At 59.8% G+C, this 16,920-nt stretch carries 13 protein-coding genes; 8 read left to right on the top strand and 5 right to left on the bottom strand.

Going from position 1 to position 16,920, the window contains the following annotated elements; genetic code table 11:
* The first annotated feature begins 91 nt into the window (after nucleotides 1–91).
* From AAHA39_RS00870 to gcvP, 4 genes are all read left to right on the top strand, one after another.
* Complete coding sequence (locus AAHA39_RS00870; protein WP_320657021.1) at nucleotides 92–1,360, top strand: FAD-dependent 2-octaprenylphenol hydroxylase; 1,269 nt, start codon at nucleotides 92–94, stop codon at nucleotides 1,358–1,360.
* A gap of 417 nt (nucleotides 1,361–1,777) precedes the next feature.
* Complete coding sequence (gene gcvT, locus AAHA39_RS00875; RefSeq protein ID WP_104015115.1) at nucleotides 1,778–2,875, top strand: glycine cleavage system aminomethyltransferase GcvT; 1,098 nt, start codon at nucleotides 1,778–1,780, stop codon at nucleotides 2,873–2,875.
* Between the two features lie 89 nt (nucleotides 2,876–2,964).
* Nucleotides 2,965–3,354: a glycine cleavage system protein GcvH gene (gene gcvH, locus AAHA39_RS00880; protein ID WP_320657022.1), complete on the top strand. Its 390-nt coding sequence runs from the start codon at nucleotides 2,965–2,967 to the stop codon at nucleotides 3,352–3,354.
* A gap of 260 nt (nucleotides 3,355–3,614) precedes the next feature.
* A complete protein-coding gene (gcvP, locus tag AAHA39_RS00885; RefSeq protein ID WP_320657023.1) occupies nucleotides 3,615–6,491 on the top strand; it encodes an aminomethyl-transferring glycine dehydrogenase in 2,877 nt (958 codons plus the stop codon).
* Between the two features lie 77 nt (nucleotides 6,492–6,568).
* Here gcvP and AAHA39_RS00890 read toward each other — a convergent pair whose 3' ends face one another.
* Nucleotides 6,569–8,122 (bottom strand): methyl-accepting chemotaxis protein, encoded by a 1,554-nt coding sequence (locus tag AAHA39_RS00890; RefSeq protein ID WP_043849832.1) that lies wholly within the window; start codon nucleotides 8,120–8,122, stop codon nucleotides 6,569–6,571.
* A gap of 196 nt (nucleotides 8,123–8,318) precedes the next feature.
* Here AAHA39_RS00890 and AAHA39_RS00895 point away from each other — a divergent pair, with 196 nt between their 5' ends.
* Nucleotides 8,319–9,029: an HAD family hydrolase gene (locus tag AAHA39_RS00895; RefSeq protein ID WP_320657024.1), complete on the top strand. Its 711-nt coding sequence runs from the start codon at nucleotides 8,319–8,321 to the stop codon at nucleotides 9,027–9,029.
* Nucleotides 9,030–9,110: 81 nt separating this feature from the next.
* On the opposite strand, the gene AAHA39_RS00900 is transcribed toward AAHA39_RS00895, so the two are convergent.
* Entirely contained in the window at nucleotides 9,111–10,187 is a 1,077-nt protein-coding gene (locus AAHA39_RS00900; RefSeq protein WP_198506599.1) for a permease, read from the bottom strand.
* A gap of 108 nt (nucleotides 10,188–10,295) precedes the next feature.
* Here AAHA39_RS00900 and AAHA39_RS00905 point away from each other — a divergent pair, with 108 nt between their 5' ends.
* Nucleotides 10,296–10,631 (top strand): ArsR/SmtB family transcription factor, encoded by a 336-nt coding sequence (locus AAHA39_RS00905; protein ID WP_320657025.1) that lies wholly within the window; start codon nucleotides 10,296–10,298, stop codon nucleotides 10,629–10,631.
* A 67-nt stretch (nucleotides 10,632–10,698) separates the two neighbouring features.
* On the opposite strand, the gene AAHA39_RS00910 is transcribed toward AAHA39_RS00905, so the two are convergent.
* On the bottom strand, nucleotides 10,699–12,081 hold the full coding sequence (locus AAHA39_RS00910) for an amino acid permease (protein WP_156852039.1): 1,383 nt from the start codon (nucleotides 12,079–12,081) through the stop codon (nucleotides 10,699–10,701).
* A 348-nt stretch (nucleotides 12,082–12,429) separates the two neighbouring features.
* Between AAHA39_RS00910 and AAHA39_RS00915 the strand changes: the two genes are divergently transcribed.
* Entirely contained in the window at nucleotides 12,430–12,753 is a 324-nt protein-coding gene (locus tag AAHA39_RS00915) for a hypothetical protein (RefSeq protein ID WP_320657026.1), read from the top strand.
* 120 nt (nucleotides 12,754–12,873) lie between these two features.
* On the opposite strand, the gene ppsR is transcribed toward AAHA39_RS00915, so the two are convergent.
* The gene (ppsR, locus tag AAHA39_RS00920; RefSeq protein ID WP_033116017.1) at nucleotides 12,874–13,686 is read right to left on the bottom strand and encodes a posphoenolpyruvate synthetase regulatory kinase/phosphorylase PpsR; all 813 of its coding nucleotides are present in this window, start codon (nucleotides 13,684–13,686) and stop codon (nucleotides 12,874–12,876) included.
* Between the two features lie 318 nt (nucleotides 13,687–14,004).
* On the opposite strand from ppsR, the gene ppsA reads away from it, so the two are divergent.
* Nucleotides 14,005–16,383, top strand: a complete 2,379-nt coding sequence (gene ppsA / locus AAHA39_RS00925) for a phosphoenolpyruvate synthase (protein ID WP_320657027.1) — start codon at nucleotides 14,005–14,007, stop codon at nucleotides 16,381–16,383.
* 69 nt (nucleotides 16,384–16,452) lie between these two features.
* Here ppsA and AAHA39_RS00930 read toward each other — a convergent pair whose 3' ends face one another.
* On the bottom strand, nucleotides 16,453–16,911 hold the full coding sequence (locus AAHA39_RS00930; protein ID WP_043849827.1) for a serine protease chaperone: 459 nt from the start codon (nucleotides 16,909–16,911) through the stop codon (nucleotides 16,453–16,455).
* Nucleotides 16,912–16,920: the final 9 nt, after the last annotated feature.

Here is a 16,920-nt window from a genome sequence, read left to right on the forward strand (position 1 = left end):
AAAGAGCCCAGCAAAGAGTCCAACAGTTGCAAACGGGGAGGCCATGCGCCTCCCTCTGCTGGCCGATGGCCAGCCATGAAAGGATGAGATAATGCAGATGCAAAATGTGGATGTGGTGATTGTCGGTGGCGGCATGGTGGGGCTGGGGCTCGCTGCGGCCTTGAAACATAGCGCCCTCAAGGTGCTGGTGGTGGAGGGACAACTGCCCGACCCGCAGCTGGGGGAGGTGGCCGATAATCGGGTCAGCGCCCTGAGTCTGGCCAGCCAGCAGATCCTGCGCCATGTCGGCGCCTGGGACGGCATTGAAGCGCGCCGCCTGCAGGCCTACGACAAGATGGCGGTGTGGGAGCAGGACAGCTTCGGCCATATCGATTTTGATGCGGCCAGCCTGCGCCAGCCCTCGCTTGGTCATATCGTCGAGAACCGGGTGATCCAGCTGGCGCTGCTTGGGGCGATTGAGGGGGCCAGCAATATCCAGTTGCTGACCCCCGCCAGAGCCAAGAGTCTGCAGAGCGGCCCGGCGGGCGCCCTGCTGCTCCTTGAAGATGGTCAGGCCATCTCGGCCAAGCTGGTGGTGGCTGCCGATGGTGCCCACTCCTGGGTGCGCCGTCAGGCCGATATTCCCCTTACCAGTTGGGATTACGGCCACCACGCGCTGGTGGCAACGGTGCGCTGTGCCGAGCCCCACGAGGCGGTGGCACGCCAGATCTTCACCCCGGATGGCCCGCTCGCCTTCCTGCCGTTGTGGCAGGAGAACCTCTGCTCCATCGTCTGGTCGCTGCCTGCGGCTCGTGCCGAGGCGCTCTGCGCCTGTGACGACGAGCAGTTCAACCGCCAGCTCACCACCGCCTTCGATGCCTGCCTCGGTCTGTGCAAGGTAGAAGGGCCGCGCAGTGCGATTCCGCTCACCGCCCGTTATGCCCGCGATTTTGCCCGTGAGCGGCTGGTGCTGGTGGGAGATGCCGCCCATACCATCCACCCGCTGGCGGGGCAGGGGGTCAACCTCGGCCTGCTGGATGCGGCCGCGCTGGCCGAGCAGATCTTGCAAAACCATGCCACGGGCGAAGATATCGGCCTGCTTGCCAACCTGCGCAGCTACGAGCGTTGGCGCAAGAGCGAGGCGGCTCGCATGCTGGCGGCGATGGAGGGGCTCAAGCGGCTGTTCAGCGGTGCCAACCCGCTCAAGAAGCTGGTGCGGGGCGTGGGATTGCGCGCGGCCAACCTGCTGACGCCTTTCAAGGAGGGAGTGATCCGTGCGGCCATGGGGTTGGAGGGTGAACTGCCGGCACTGGCCCGTCTTGACGGGATTGTGGCGTCTGTTACGCCTGCACCTACCCGGCTAAAAGGTGAAAAAAACTAATATTACTGGCCGCTTTTGGCAACAAAAGTAATCCGACAAGGCTGATGCCCCATTTTGGGCATCAGCCTTTAATTTTGGTGTGTGGCGAAACGTTTTTCTGCAAATTGTGACGAAACGGTAAAAATCAAAATTTAATCTCGGCTATGGCCGCTTGAGGCTATTTTTATCGCGCCATTTATCTTAGTGTCTTGAGTCAGTTTACGGGGAGGGGATTAGTTTTTTTTGAGCGGCACGCTCGACGGCTTGTCATATAATCCGCTCCGTTCAAGGAATCCCTCTTGCCTGGCAAGGGCAGGAGCGAGCCACACCCTGTGATCCGATAGTGTTCCCGCTGCGGCGCAGCGCTGCCGGGGTGAAGATGCGGATCGCAAGGGCTGTCGCTGAAGCGAAAAGGCTTTTTGCTAAGGAAAGAATGCGATGATCCAGACTACAGTACTGCATCCCAAACACCTGGAAGCCGGCGCCAAGATGGTGGACTTCCACGGTTGGGAGATGCCCATCAACTACGGCTCCCAGCTGGAAGAGCACCACGCGGTGCGCAGCGATGCCGGCATGTTCGATGTTTCCCACATGACCATCGTCGATTTGACCGGCGAACGGGTCAAAGCCTTTCTGCAACACCTGCTGGCCAACGACGTGGCCAAACTCACCGTCTCCGGCAAGGCCCTCTACAGCGGCATGCTCAACCCGGAAGGCGGGGTGATCGATGACCTCATCACTTATTACCTGACCGATACCTTCTACCGACTGGTGGTCAACTCTGCCACCCGCGAGAAGGACCTGGCCTGGATCCGCCATCACGCCATCGACTTTGATGTCACCGTGACCGAGCGTCCCGAGCTTGCAATGATCGCGGTGCAGGGGCCCAACGCTAAGCTGAAGGTAGCGACCGTGCTGAGCGCCGCCCAGCGCACTGCCGTGGTGGGGATGAAGCCCTTCTTCGGCGTGCAGGCTGGCGATCTCTTTATCGCCACCACCGGCTACACCGGCGAGGATGGTTATGAAATCGTGGTGCCGCAAGAGAAAGCCTGCGAGCTGTGGCAGGCACTGCTGGATAACGGGGTCGCCCCGTGTGGTCTCGGTGCCCGCGATACCCTGCGCCTCGAAGCGGGTATGAACCTCTACGGTCAGGATATGGACGAGTCAATCTCTCCGCTGGCCGCCAACATGGCCTGGACCATCGCCTGGGAGCCGACTGATCGCAACTTTATCGGCCGCGCTGCGCTGGAAGCCCAGAAAGCGGCGGGCAACCAGCCCAAGCTGGTGGGCCTGGTGATGGAGGAGAAAGGGGTGCTGCGTGCCGGCATGCCGGTCACCTTCACCGCGGCAAACGGAGAGAAGCGGGAAGGTGTGATCACCTCCGGCTCCTTCTCGCCCACCCTCGGCTACAGCATCGCGCTGGCGCGGGTGCCCCGCGATATCGGTGAGCAGGCCGAAGTGGAGATCCGCAAAAAGCTGGTCACCGTGAAGGTCACCAAGCCTGCTTTCGTGCGCAACGGCCAGAAGCTGGCATAACCCTCTTACATTTGCAGGCGGGCAAGCGTCCGCCTGCCCGGTTTAGCAATGAGCGTTTCAACCCGACTCAAAGATCAAAGGAAACAGAGATGAGCCATATCCCGAGCGAACTGAAATATGCCACTTCCCACGAGTGGATCCGTGTCGAAGGCAACGGTGAGGCCGTGGTCGGCATCACCGAGCACGCCCAGGAGCTGCTGGGTGACATGGTGTTTGTCGAGCTGCCGGAAGTGGGCAAGCAGGTGAGCGCCGGTGACGACTGCGCCGTGGCCGAGTCGGTCAAGGCTGCCTCCGACATCTACAGCCCGGTGAGCGGCGATATCATTGCCGTCAACGAAGAGCTGGAGGGGAGCCCCGAGCTGGTCAACTCCGACCCCTACGGCGCAGGCTGGCTCTATCGCATCAAGCTGGATGACGCAGGCGAACTGGCCAACCTGCTGGATGCCGAAGGCTACCAGAACGTGGTGGACGAAGAGTAATGCCCTTGGGCCCTGCGAGTGCGGGGCCCATTTGTATGGCTGCAGACCCCGGGTCTGCAGGCGGGTGAAGTGGCCCATATTCGATCCTCAGGCTCGGCTTGAGGTCTGTTTACAGGGTGACCCCCGGGATGCCCGCGAGCATCCGGTGCCGCTCTGCTCTGACAGCGGCATAGCGAACATGAGTGAAGCCGGCACGGCTGGCTATCAGCACTGTCTATACAGGATTTATTAGCAGGACCTATTTATCAGGAATCAGGGAAATGACCCAGTCACTGTTTGAACTCGAACAAAAACACGATTTTGTCCGCCGCCATATCGGCCCGGGCGAGGAAGAGCTGCGCCAGCTGCTGGCAACCGTCGGGGCCGAGAGTCTGGACGATCTGATTGCCCAGACCGTGCCCGCCGCCATTCGCCTGCCGGGCCCGCTCGGCATCGGTGCCGGCATGACCGAAGTGGAGGCGCTGGCCAAGCTCAGGGGTTATGCCGCCCAGAACAAGATTGCCAAGAGCTATATCGGCATGGGTTATCACGATACCCATGTGCCCCATGTCATTTTGCGCAACGTGCTGGAAAACCCGGGCTGGTATACCGCCTACACCCCCTACCAGCCCGAGCTGGCACAGGGCCGTCTCGAAGCCCTGCTCAACTTCCAGCAGCTGACGCTGGATCTCACCGGCATGGATCTGGCGAGCGCCTCCCTGCTGGATGAAGCGACCGCCGCCGCCGAGGCGATGGCGCTGGCCAAGCGGATGGCCAAGTCCAAATCCAACCTCTTCTTTGTGGCCGATGACGTGCACCCGCAGGTGATCGACGTGGTCAAGGAGCGCGCGGTGCACTTTGGTTTCGACGTGGCGGTTGGCGCCGCGAGCGATGCGGTGAGCGAAGAGGTGTTCGGTGCACTGTTCCAATACCCCACCACCACCGGTGAGGTGAAAGATCTGCGTGCTCTGATTGCCGCAGTACAGGCCCAGAAAGGGTTGGCCTGCGTCAGCGCCGATCTGCTCTCCCTGCTGCTGCTCAAATCCCCGGGCGAGCTGGGGGCTGACGTGGTGTTGGGCTCCGCCCAGCGCTTTGGTGTGCCCATGGGCTACGGTGGCCCCCACGCCGCCTTCTTCGCCACCCGCGATGTCTACAAGCGCTCCATGCCGGGCCGCATTATCGGCGTTTCCAAGGATGCCCGCGGTAAGGCCGCGCTGCGTATGGCGATGCAGACCCGCGAGCAGCATATCCGCCGCGAGAAGGCCAACTCCAACATCTGTACCGCACAAGTGCTGCTGGCTAACATGGCAAGCTTCTACGCCGTCTACCACGGCCCGGTAGGGCTGAAAACCATCGCCTCCCGCGTGCACCGTCTCACCACCATTCTGGCGCTCGGCCTCAAGGCCAAGGGTGTGGCCCTCAAGCATGCCAGCTGGTTCGATACCCTGACCGTGCAGAGCGCTGACAAGGCCGCGCTGATCGCCAAGGCCGAGGGGCTCGGCATCAACCTGCGTGCAGACCTAGATGGCGCAGTAGGGGTGTCACTCTCTGAAACCACCACCCGCGCTGATGTGGCCGAGCTGTTCGAGCTCTTCCTCGGTCAAGGTCACGGGCTCGATATCGAGGCCCTCGACAAGGCGGCTCAGGCTCATCATGCCATCCCGCAGGATCTGCTGCGCACCGATGCCGTGCTGACCCACGAGGTGTTCAACAAGTACCACTCCGAAACCGAGATGCTGCGTTATATCCACCGTCTCGAAGCGAAAGATCTGGCGCTCAACTACGCCATGATCTCCTTGGGCTCCTGCACCATGAAGCTCAACGCTACCGCCGAGATGATCCCGGTGACCTGGCCCGAGTTCGGCAAATTGCACCCGTTCGTTCCGCTGGCGCAGGCCAAGGGTTACCAGCTGCTGCTGGCCGACCTCGAAAACTGGCTGGTGAAGGTGACCGGTTACGATGCGGTCTGCATGCAGCCCAACTCCGGGGCTCAGGGCGAGTACGCTGGTCTCTTGGCCATCAAGAAGTACCACGAATCCCGCGGCGAGGGGCATCGCGACATCTGCCTGATCCCAGCTTCTGCCCACGGCACCAACCCGGCCTCTGCCCAGATGGCGGGGCTCAAGGTGATCGTCACCGCCTGTGACAAGTCGGGCAACGTGGATCTGGACGATCTGCGCGCCAAGGCGGCCGAGGCGGGGGATCAACTCTCCTGTCTGATGGTGACCTACCCCTCCACCCATGGGGTGTATGAGGAGACCATCAAGGAGGTGTGCGACATCGTTCACCAGCACGGTGGTCAGGTCTACCTCGACGGCGCCAACATGAACGCGCAAGTCGGGTTGACGGCGCCGGGCTTTATCGGGGCAGACGTCTCTCACCTCAACCTGCACAAGACCTTCGCCATTCCTCATGGCGGTGGCGGCCCGGGCATGGGCCCCATCGGCGTGAAGAAGCATCTGGCACCGTTCGTGGCCGGTCACGCCGTAGTCAAGACCGACAAGGAGAGCCGTGATAACGGCGCCGTGTCGGCTGCACCGTTCGGTTCGGCCAGCATCCTGCCCATCAGCTGGATGTATATCGCCATGCTGGGTGACGAAGGACTGAAGAAATCCACTCAGGTGGCCATCCTCAACGCCAACTATCTGGCCAAGAAGCTGGGTGACTCCTTCCCGGTGCTCTATTCCGGGCGCAACGGTCGGGTAGCTCACGAGTGCATTCTGGATATCCGTCCGCTCAAAGAGGCTTCCGGCATCAGCGAGATGGACGTTGCCAAGCGGCTGATGGACTACGGCTTCCACGCACCGACCATGAGCTTCCCGGTAGCGGGCACCCTGATGGTCGAACCGACCGAGTCGGAATCCAAGCGCGAGCTGGATCGCTTCGTCGAGGCGATGACTTCCATCCGCGCCGAGATTGCCAAGGTGCAGGAGGGGCAGTGGAGCCTCGCCGACAACCCGCTGGTCCATGCGCCGCACACCCAGGATGACGTGATGGACACAGAGTGGTCCCGTGGCTACAGCCGCGCCGAGGCGGTCTTCCCGTCGGACGCCGTGCGCGCTAGCAAACTGTGGCCGTCGGTCAACCGCATCGACGATGTCTACGGCGATCGCAACCTGTTCTGTGCCTGCATCCCGACCGAGGATTACGCCAAGTAAGGGCGTGCCCGGAGTAAACCTATAAACAACAGGGCCACCCAAACGGGTGGCCCTGTTTGCTATGGGAGGGCTGGCCGCTAGCCGAAAGTGCGACTCAAATCTTTGAGCTGGCTTGCCTTGTTCAGCAGGCTGGCGCTGGTCTCGCTCACCTTGTCGATCTTGAGGCTGTTGTCGTGGGAGAGCGAGGAGATCAGGTTGATATTGCGGCTGATCTCTTCGATGACCGCTTGCTGCTGGGTGGCCGCGGCGGAAATCTGGTTGGAAAAATCCGAGACCTTGTCGATCTCGACCACGACCTGATTCAGGTTGCCGGTACTCGCCCGGGTGGTGGCAAGACAGGCGTTGGTGCGAGTCACATTGAGGTGCATCATCTCTTTCCATCCCCCCAGGGTGTGCTGGATGTGGCCGATGCTGCTCTGGATCTGCTCGGTAGCCTTGTGGGTACGGGTAGACAGGTTGCGCACCTCATCGGCGACCACGGCAAAACCGCGCCCCTGTTCGCCCGCTCGAGCCGCTTCAATGGAAGCATTGAGTGCCAGCAGGTTGGTCTGATCCGCAATGCCGCGAATTTCAGTCATGATGCTGCCGATCCGCTCCGACTCGCTGGCCAGCTCGACGGCTGACTGGAATGCCTGCTCCGCCTGGGTTGCCAGCGTCGCGATCTCCTCTCCCGCCTCGCAGAGCTGCTTGTTGGTGGTGGTGCAGTGGTGGCGAGCCTCTTCAATCTGCTGGTTGCTGTCCTGAATATTGCGATTGATCTCCTCTGCCGCTGAGGCCATCTGGGTCACGGCCGTGGCTATCTGCTGGATCTGGGTATCCTGCGAGGAGATATCCTTACTGGCCAGCGAGGCTGAACCTTGCAGATCGTTGGCCATGCTGTTGAGCGAGCCCGTTGCATCGTCAACCCGGCCGAGCACGGTACGGATCCTCGCTTGCCCGAGTTTGATATGGAAATCGGCGATGCTGTGGGGGGCATCCCCCGAGAAGATGAGGCGGCTGATGCTGTCGTAATCCTGCTCGAGCCGCTGCAGGTATCTTGGTGTCAGAAAGAGCGGGTGGCGGTTTAACCAGAGCACGGCCAGCAGGGGAGCGATGACCAGCAAGGCCTGGATGGGGGGGAGTAGCCAGAGAGCCATGGCGGCGCAAACCAGCAGCAGCGGAATGCTGAACATGGTCGGCGTCAGCAGGTTCTGGCCAAAGCGGATGGCTGAGCCGCTTTCGCGAGCCCTGAGCACCTTGTACATTTTATCGGCCCGAGCCTTGTGCTCCGGGGCGGGACGACAGCGTACCGACTGGTAACCCGAGATCTGGCCCCCCTCATAGATAGGGGTGACATAGGCGTCAACCCAGTAGTAACGGCCATCCTTGCAGCGATTCTTGACCAGCCCGCGCCATGGTTTCCCAGCCTGCAGATGGGCCCAGAGATCGGCAAATGCCGCTTTGGGCATGTCCGGGTGGCGGACCAGATTGTGGTGCTGGCCGATCATCTCTTCGAGGCGGTACCCTGCCACCTGGCAAAACGCCGGGTTGGCGTAGGTGATGTCCCCTTTGAGGTCTGTGGTCGATACCAGCTGGATGTTGTCGGTCAACTCTACTTCGGTATCTATGGTGTGAAGCGCGCTGCTGGCCATGATCAGGCTCCGGTGTTGAGTAACGGAATGCTTCATCTGAGTATGACAGAGAGCCTTGTTATTGTGTCTTTACACATTAAAAAATTGTGCTACCGCAGCAGCACAGGCATCCCTGTTATTGGCACCATGGTTTGGCGTGAACGCTCTGGCCAAGTAACATGGCATCACGTGATGTAACGCAGTAAAAGGGCGAAGAATGAAGTTGGACGCAATTTTGTGGGATTATGATGGCACCCTGGTCAATTCGGTGCCCAAGAATATCGACATCACCAAAAATATTCTGGCCGAGGTGGCGCCCCATCTGACCGGCGACAATCTACCCCGCTATTTGCGCAGTGAAGCCGACTATCACTATGCCAACCATGCTGCCAAAAATTGGCAGGCCCTCTATGTCGACTACTACGGTATGTCACAGGCCGAGATGCTGCGGGCCGGCTCTCTCTGGGCCAAGCATCAGGAGATGAACCAAACAGACGTGCATTTCTTTGCCGGGCTGGAGGCTGTGATAGGCCACTTTTCTGAGGTTCCTCACGGGATCTGTTCGCAAAATTCCCAGAAAAATATCCGCCGGGTGCTGGAGCAGCATGGCGTGAATGGACAGTTCAAGGCTGTGGTAGGTTACGATGATGTCCCCGTGCAGCAGCAAAAACCGCACCCCTTGGGCGGCATCAAATGCCTGGAGTCCATTTTGGGCACGGTACGCAGCGCATCACTGCTCTATATCGGCGATCATGAGGCGGATGTGCAGTTTGCTCGCAATCTGCAAGCAGAGCTTGGCGGCACCGCCCGGGTGATCTCTGTTGCTGTCGCCTATAGCCACTCAACCCCGGAGCTGTGGGAGCACAAACCCGATCATATTGCCCGTAAAGTTGAGGAGTTGTACCCCATCATCCAGCAGCATCTGTAACGGTGAGCCACGGATTTTTGTCCGTAATAAATAAGACGCCGATCATCCGATCGGCGTTTTTCATATCTGGGGGCAGAGTTGTTAGAACAGCAACTGCGTGAGGTAGCCCATCAGGACAGCCATGCCGAGGATCACGGTCAGGAAGGCCACTATCATGGGGGCTTTGAACATCGATCTGAGCAAGATCACTTCGGTCAGGCTGGCGCCGGCGCTGCCGATGATCAGCGCCATCACGGCGCCCATTCCCATCCCTTTGCCCAGCAGTACCGACGCCAGCGGGATCACTGCCTCGGCACGAATATAGAGCGGGATCCCGACGATAGCGCTGAAGGGGATGGCCAGCGGGTTGTCGGCGCCGGCATGGGCGGCGATCCACTCGGCCGGAATAAAGCCATAGATGAAAGAGCCGATGAGTACGCCAAGCAGCAGGAAGGGCAGTACATCGCGAAACTGCTGCCAGGCATCGGCACCAGCCTTGCGCAACTGGGCAGGCAGCATTTCTGTAGCAACCGGGGTAGTAGCTGTATCCGGGCAGCACGAGAGGGTGGGGACCTCTGCACTCAGGGCTGAGGTACTACAGCAGGTGGCGCTTGCCATCGGCCGCATGGCCTTGATGGGACTTGCGCTGATTGTGCAGCAGGCGGTTTGCGCCGGAGAGGCTCTCTTGGTGCCGGGTTTACAACCGGTGGTGCAACTACCGGAGATTGCCTCTCTGGCATCAATGACATGCCGTTCGAACCCCATCTTGTCGAGCAGCAGGCTGGCCAGCATGGAGACGCTGGCGGCAATCACTGCGTAGAGCAGTGTCACTTTCCAGCCGAAGGTGGCCCACATCAAGCCGACGATGATGGGATTCAAGAGCGGGGAGATGAAAAGAAAGGTGATGGTCGGGCCAAAGCCGGCTTTGGCGGAGAGCAATCCTCTCAGCATGGGGATGGTGGAGCAGCTGCAAAAAGGGGTGACGGCACCGAGCAACGCAGAGAGCAAGTAGCCTCTGCCTTTGCGCGCGCCCAGTAGGCGCTGGATCTTCTCATCGGGGATCTTTTGCCGTAGCAAGCTGACCCCTGCACTGATGACCAGAAACAGGATGGAAAGCTCAAAAGCCAAGAATAAAAACATATGGGATGCATCAGTCAGCATCGGTAACCAGTGGTTCATCATCATACTCTCTTGGTGAAAACTATATTTCTAAAATATTCGAAATGATGTGGCGGTCAAGATATTTCTGGTATTATCGAAATATCACCGCGTCGCAGGGGAATGAGAATGGAGCTGGAAGAGGTTGCCAAGGCGTTGAAGGAGCTGGGTCATCCAACCCGTCTGTTTATCTTCAAGCATCTGGTCAAGGCGGGGGAGCAGGGGTTGTCGGTGGGTGAGCTGCAAAAGCAGCTGGAGATCCCGGGATCAACCCTCAGCCATCATATTGCGGCACTGGTCTCAGTCGGGCTGGTGAAGCAGAACCGCGAGAGCCGCACCCTGCTTTGCGTCTCCCAATATGCGGTACTGGAAGAGATCATCGCCTTTTTTCAGGAGGAGTGCTGCGTCAACAGCCCTACCTGTACAGAGGCGTTATCCGCCAAGGCACCGGCTGGCGAACAGTGAGCGATTTGCTTGCATAAAAAAACGCCGATCAGATGATCGGCGTTTTTGGTATTGAGAAGCCCGGTTATCAACCCAGATTGACGGCGGCCTTGGTTTGGGCCTGTCCCTTGCGCTTGATGACGAAGCCGATGCCCAGTACCACCAGCCAGGCCGGGATCAGTTCGACCGAGATGCGGAAATCGGGGGTCATGTACATGATCACCAGAATACCGGCCATGAACGCGAGGCAGAGGTAGTTGCCGAAGGGATACCAGAACGCCTTGAACTTGGGCTGGACACCTTCCGCGACCTTGGCCTTGCGGAACTTCAGATGCGCGAGGCTGATCATCGCCCAGTTGATCACCAGTGCGGAGACCACCAGCGCCATCAGCAGACCAAAGGCCTTGCCCGGCATCAGGTAGTTGATCAGCACGCAGAGCAGAGTGGCGATGGCAGAGACCGAGAGGGCAACCAGCGGTACACCGCTCTTGTTGGTCTTGAGCAGCACTTTCGGGCCGTTGCCCTGTTTGGCCAGACCGAACAGCATCCGGCTGTTGCAGTAGACGCAGCTGTTGTAGACCGACAGCGCCGCCGTCAGCACCACGATATTGAGCACGGTGGCGACCAGATCACTATCCAGTGCGTGGAAGATCATCACGAACGGGCTGCCGCCTTCGACCACTTTACCCCAGGGGTAGAGGGACATCAGGATGGCCAGGGCGCCGATGTAGAAGATCAGGATCCGGTAGATCACTTGATTGGTCGCCTTGGGGATGCTCTTCTCGGGGTTGTCAGCTTCGGCTGCGGTAATACCGACCAGCTCCAGACCACCGAAGGAGAACATGATCACCGCCATCGCCATCACCAGACCGCTGATGCCGTTGGGGAAAAAGCCGCCCTGAGCCCACAGGTTGGTCACGCTCGCCTCGGGGCCGCCGGCACCGGAGATGAGCAGATAGCCGCCAAAGCCGATCATGCCGATGATGGCGACCACCTTGATGATGGCGAACCAGAACTCCATCTCGCCAAACGCTTTGACGTTGGAGAGGTTGATGGTGTTGATCAGCACGAAGAAGAAGGCTGCCGACATCCAGGTTGGGATCTCGGGCCACCAGTATTGGACGTAGATGCCCACCGCGGTCAGCTCGGCCATGCTCACCAGCACGTAGAGAACCCAGTAGTTCCAGCCGGATGCGAAACCGGCAAACTCACCCCAGTATTTGTAGGCAAAGTGGCTGAAGGAGCCGGCTACCGGCTCTTCCACCACCATTTCACCGAGCTGGCGCATGATCAGGAAGGCGATAAAGCCGCCGATGGCATAACCCAGCAGTACGGAGGGGCCAGCCATCTTGATGGTCTGGGCAATCCCCAGAAAGAGGCCGGTACCGATGGCACCGCCTAACGCAATTAACTGAATGTGCCGGTTTTTGAGGCCGCGTTTCAGCTCTTCACCGTCTTGTTTCAAATCCATGGATCTGTCCTTTACCTATCTCTGTTGTCTCTTGCCGGTGTTGGGCTCTTCCTGAGCAGCATAGCGATGCGTAGCCAAAACCTGACGAAATCTGTATTTATTTCGTTACGCCATGTCGTTTTCAATTTTTAATCTGGACTGGTAACGAAAGCAGAATAGTGATAATTCGCCATAAATGCACCTGTTTTCCGCGCTAAGCGGTGGTATTTTGGTCAAAAGCCAGCTTTTTAATTAGATTTTCAGGTGACGAAACAGGTTGTGCCTGAAATTCAATCAATCGAATTGTGTTTTGTTGACATTTGTTGAGTTGTTTTGATTTCTGGTTTTTTGGCCGGGAGGAGTGGTCTGATGATGGAGAGGCAACAGGGTGAGCAGCGGCATACCCGTGACAAGGTAACACTGCTGCAGCGCTGGGTTGCCAGCGGATTGCTGGTGACGATCTGGCTGCTGATTGCCGCCAGTCCGCTGCTGCTGGTCGGGATGACAGCCATGATGGGGGGCTGGTTTGTACTGGGTGATGAGGGGGTGTTGCACCACTGGCCGTTGCTTCTGCTGGCCGGAGGTGTGGTGGGGGCGCTGGCGGGTTGCTTGCTGGCCGAGCGGATCCGCAGGCGCCGCGGCCTGCTGCCCTTTTATGCCCGTTTGCTGAACAATCCCGAACTCAATCGCTAGGCAATTCCGGGCGGCTTTTTATCACGGTGGCCATGCGGTAATAACCAGAGAAAGAGGGGAGAAGCTTGATGGCTTCTCCCCTCTTTGCATCTGGCGTGGCTTATCTGCTGTCAAGCTGGCTTAACAGAGCTGGCGACGCAGGCCGGTTGCCTCGAGGATTTTGGCGCTGATCTCCTCTACCGAGTGGGAGCTGGTATCGAGAAAGCGGATCGCCTCCTGACGAAACAGCCGCTCCACGCTGGCCAACTCCTGCTCGCACTGCTCCAGCGAGGCGTAGCGGCTATTGGCGCGGCGCTGGTTGCGGATCTCGTGCAGCCGCTGCGGCGCTATGGTGAGACCAAACAGTTTGTGACGGTTGGCCTTGAGGGGCGTCGGCAGCTCCAGCCCACCCATGTCCTGCTCGATAAAGGGATAGTTGGCGGCGCGAATGCCGAACTGGAGCGCCAGATAGAGGCTGGTGGGGGTTTTGCCGCAGCGGGAGACCCCGATCAGGATGATGTCTGCCTCGTCGTACTCTTTGGTGGTGATGCCATCGTCGTTGGCCAGTGCGAAGTTGACCGCCTCGATGCGATCGTCATAGAGCTTGCGATTCTCCATGCCGTGGGTGCGATGGGGGCGGGGTTCGGCCTTCACCCCCAGCTCCTGTTCCAGCGGGCTGACGAAGGTGTTGAGAAAGTCGTGACTGCTCGCTTCGGCTTTCAGTACCTCCTCGCGCACCTGGGGATCGATGATGGTGTGAAACAGGATGGGGCGCACCCCGGTCTGGCGAAACTGTTCATCGATCCGCATCCGCACCTGCCGCGCCTTTTCACGGCTCTCCACGAAGGGGATGGTGATCTGCTCGAAGGCCAGTGGAAACTGGCTCAGTACCGCGTGGCCGAACACTTCGGCGGTGATGGCGGTCCCATCGGAAACATAAAATACGGTGTGCACGTTGAGCTCCTGTTACATCGACCAAGGGGCTGGCCAGGAAGTATCTGTCGAAACCATCCCCCTGTTGTCAACCGGTCTGCCATGCCCAAGTTGTGAAGTGGCTAGCAAACCTGAGTCGTTATCTTTTTGTGTCGGCATTGTAGAATGTTCGGGTCATTCGACCATCCCCTATCTTGCTCGGGGATTTTTTTGACAATAAGTAGAAAACGTTTTCATGGTCGTTGGCAATAGAAGAAAGAGACAATAACGCACCTTACTCACCTATAAAAATCGGGCACAAAAAAGGTGCCATGGCACCTTGCCCACCAACCTGGAGACATGCAAGTGCAACAGTACGTACTCTGGTACGAGCAACTCGGAATGCAGGACGTAGAACGAGTTGGCGGCAAGAACGCATCCCTTGGCGAGATGATCAGCAACCTCTCTGGCGCCGGTGTAACGGTGCCGGGCGGGTTTGCCACCACCGCCTTTGCGTTTAACGAGTTTCTGGAGTCAAGCGGCCTCAACGGCAAGATCCACCATCTGCTCGACAATCTGGATGTGGATGACATTGCCGCCCTCAATCGGGCCGGTCAGCAGATCCGTGACTGGGTGATAGAAGCCCCGTTCCAGAGCGCGCTGGAGCAGGCGATCCGCGAGGCTTACGCCAGACTGAGTGCAGGTTTGGATGCCTCTTTTGCGGTGCGATCCTCCGCCACCGCCGAGGATATGCCGGATGCCTCCTTTGCCGGCCAGCAGGAGACCTTCCTCAACGTGCGCGGCATCGATGCCGTCATGGTGGCTATCAAGCATGTCTTTGCCTCCCTGTTCAACGATCGCGCCATCTCCTATCGGGTGCATCAGGGTTATGACCACAAGGGCGTCGCCCTGTCGGCCGGGGTGCAGAGGATGGTGCGTTCGGATCTTGCCGCCTCCGGCGTCATGTTCACCCTGGATACCGAGTCGGGTTTCAACGACGTGGTCTTTATCACCGGTGCCCACGGTCTTGGCGAGATGGTGGTACAGGGTGCGGTCAACCCGGACGAGTTCTACGTGCACAAACCGACCCTCAAGGGCGGACGCCCGGCGGTGGTGCGCAAGACGCTTGGCTCCAAGCTTATCAAGATGACCTATTCCGGCGATGCCAGCCATGGCCGTCAGGTGCAGATCGTCGACACCCAGGAAGCCGAGCGCGGCCGCTTCTGCATCACGGATGCCGAGGTGATGGAGCTGGCCAGGCAGGCCCTTATCATCGAGCAGCACTATGGCCGCCCGATGGATATCGAGTGGGCCAAGGATGGGCAGGATGGCAAGCTCTACATCGTGCAGGCGCGCCCGGAAACAGTGCGCAGCCGCCAGGAGGCCAACACCCTGGAGCGCTTCGCCCTCAAGCAAGCGGGCAAGGTGCTGATCGAGGGGCGGGCCATCGGTCACAAGATCGGGGCTGGCCCGGCGCGGGTCATCTCCTCCATCAGCCAGATGGACGAAGTGCAGCCCGGCGATGTGCTGGTCACCGACATGACCGACCCGGACTGGGAGCCCATCATGAAGCGGGCCTCAGCCATCGTGACCAACCGGGGCGGCCGTACCTGTCACGCCGCCATCATCGCTCGCGAACTGGGCATTCCGGCGGTAGTGGGCTGCGGCAATGCCACCGATAGCATCGAGGCTGGCCAGCTTATCACCGTCTCCTGCGCGGAAGGGGATACCGGTTTTATCTATGACGGCGAGCTGGACTTCGACGTGGCGGTGACCGAGGTGGGCAACATGCCGCGCCTGCCCATCAAGATCATGATGAACGTCGGCAACCCGGATCGGGCCTTCGATTTTGCCCAGTTGCCCAATGCCGGTGTCGGGCTGGCCCGTCTCGAGTTCATCATCAACCGGATGATCGGCGTGCACCCCAAGGCGCTGCTGGAGTTCGACAGCCAGAGTCCCGAGCTCAAGGCCACCATCGGCAAGATGATTGCCGGCTACGAGAGCCCGCGCGAGTTCTACGTCGCCAAGCTGACCGAAGGCATCGCCACCCTGGCCGCCGCCTTCTGGCCGGAGCGGGTGATCGTGCGGATGTCGGACTTCAAGTCCAACGAGTACGCCAACCTGGTGGGCGGCCGTGGCTACGAGCCTCACGAAGAGAACCCGATGATCGGTTTTCGTGGTGCGTCGCGCTACATCGCCGACAGCTTCCGCCCCTGTTTTGCCCTCGAGTGCGAGGCGATCAAGCGGGTGCGCGATGTCATGGGGCTGACCAACGTCGAGGTGATGATCCCCTTCGTGCGCACCGTGAGCGAGGCGGAGCAGGTGATTGACATCCTGGCAGAGAATGGTCTGCGCCGTGGCGAGCGGGGGCTCAAGGTGATCATGATGTGCGAGATCCCGAGCAACGCCCTCCTGGCAGACAAGTTCCTCGAGCACGTGGACGGCTTCTCCATCGGCTCCAACGACATGACCCAGCTCACCCTTGGACTTGATAGGGACTCGGGCCTTATCGCCCACCTGTTCGACGAGCGTAACGAGGCGGTCAAGGCGCTGCTGGCGATGGCCATTGCCGCTGCCCGCAAGGCGGGCAAGTACGTGGGGATCTGTGGCCAGGGCCCGTCTGATCACCCGGACTTTGCCGCCTGGCTGGTGGAGCAGGGGATAGACTCGGTGTCGCTCAACCCGGATACCGTGGTCGACACCTGGCTCTATCTGGCGGAGCTGCATGGCCGCAAGTAAGCCGCTGTCGCAGTGAAGAGAATAGAAAGGGGGCCATGATGGCCCCCTTTGTTATCCCGCTGACGAGACCTATTTTGGTTGCCGCTCGGCCCCCGACAGCTCGATCTGTACCTTCACCCCCTCGCTCTGGAGCTTGGTGGCGATGGCGTTGAGATCGGTGCCCGATTTGGCCTCCAGCAGGGCGATACCGCCGCTGCTCTGCTTGAAGTTCAAGCCGTGGCGCGTCGCCAGCGCCTTGGCGGTGGCATCGTCAGCTTCCACCAGCAGGGTACCGCTGACGGTGAGCTCGGGGCTGGCGGCTCCCTGCATCAATACGTCGCCGCGACGCAGGCTTTGCTGCGGCACTTTGTCATCCAGACTGCGGGTGACCCGCTTCTTGCTGCCATTGTCGGGAATGAGGTAGGTCTGGCCGTTCACCTCTATGGTGCTGTACTGCTTGCCATCCATAGTGACGGACTCCTCGGCGCAGAGCTGTCCCGAGAGGGGGGCCAGCAGGGTTGCCAGAAGCAAGGTAACAGGTTTGTTCATGGTAATACT

Source organism: Aeromonas sp. SE22 (assembly GCF_038739755.1).
In the GTDB taxonomy this organism is placed as follows: domain Bacteria; phylum Pseudomonadota; class Gammaproteobacteria; order Enterobacterales; family Aeromonadaceae; genus Aeromonas; species Aeromonas jandaei.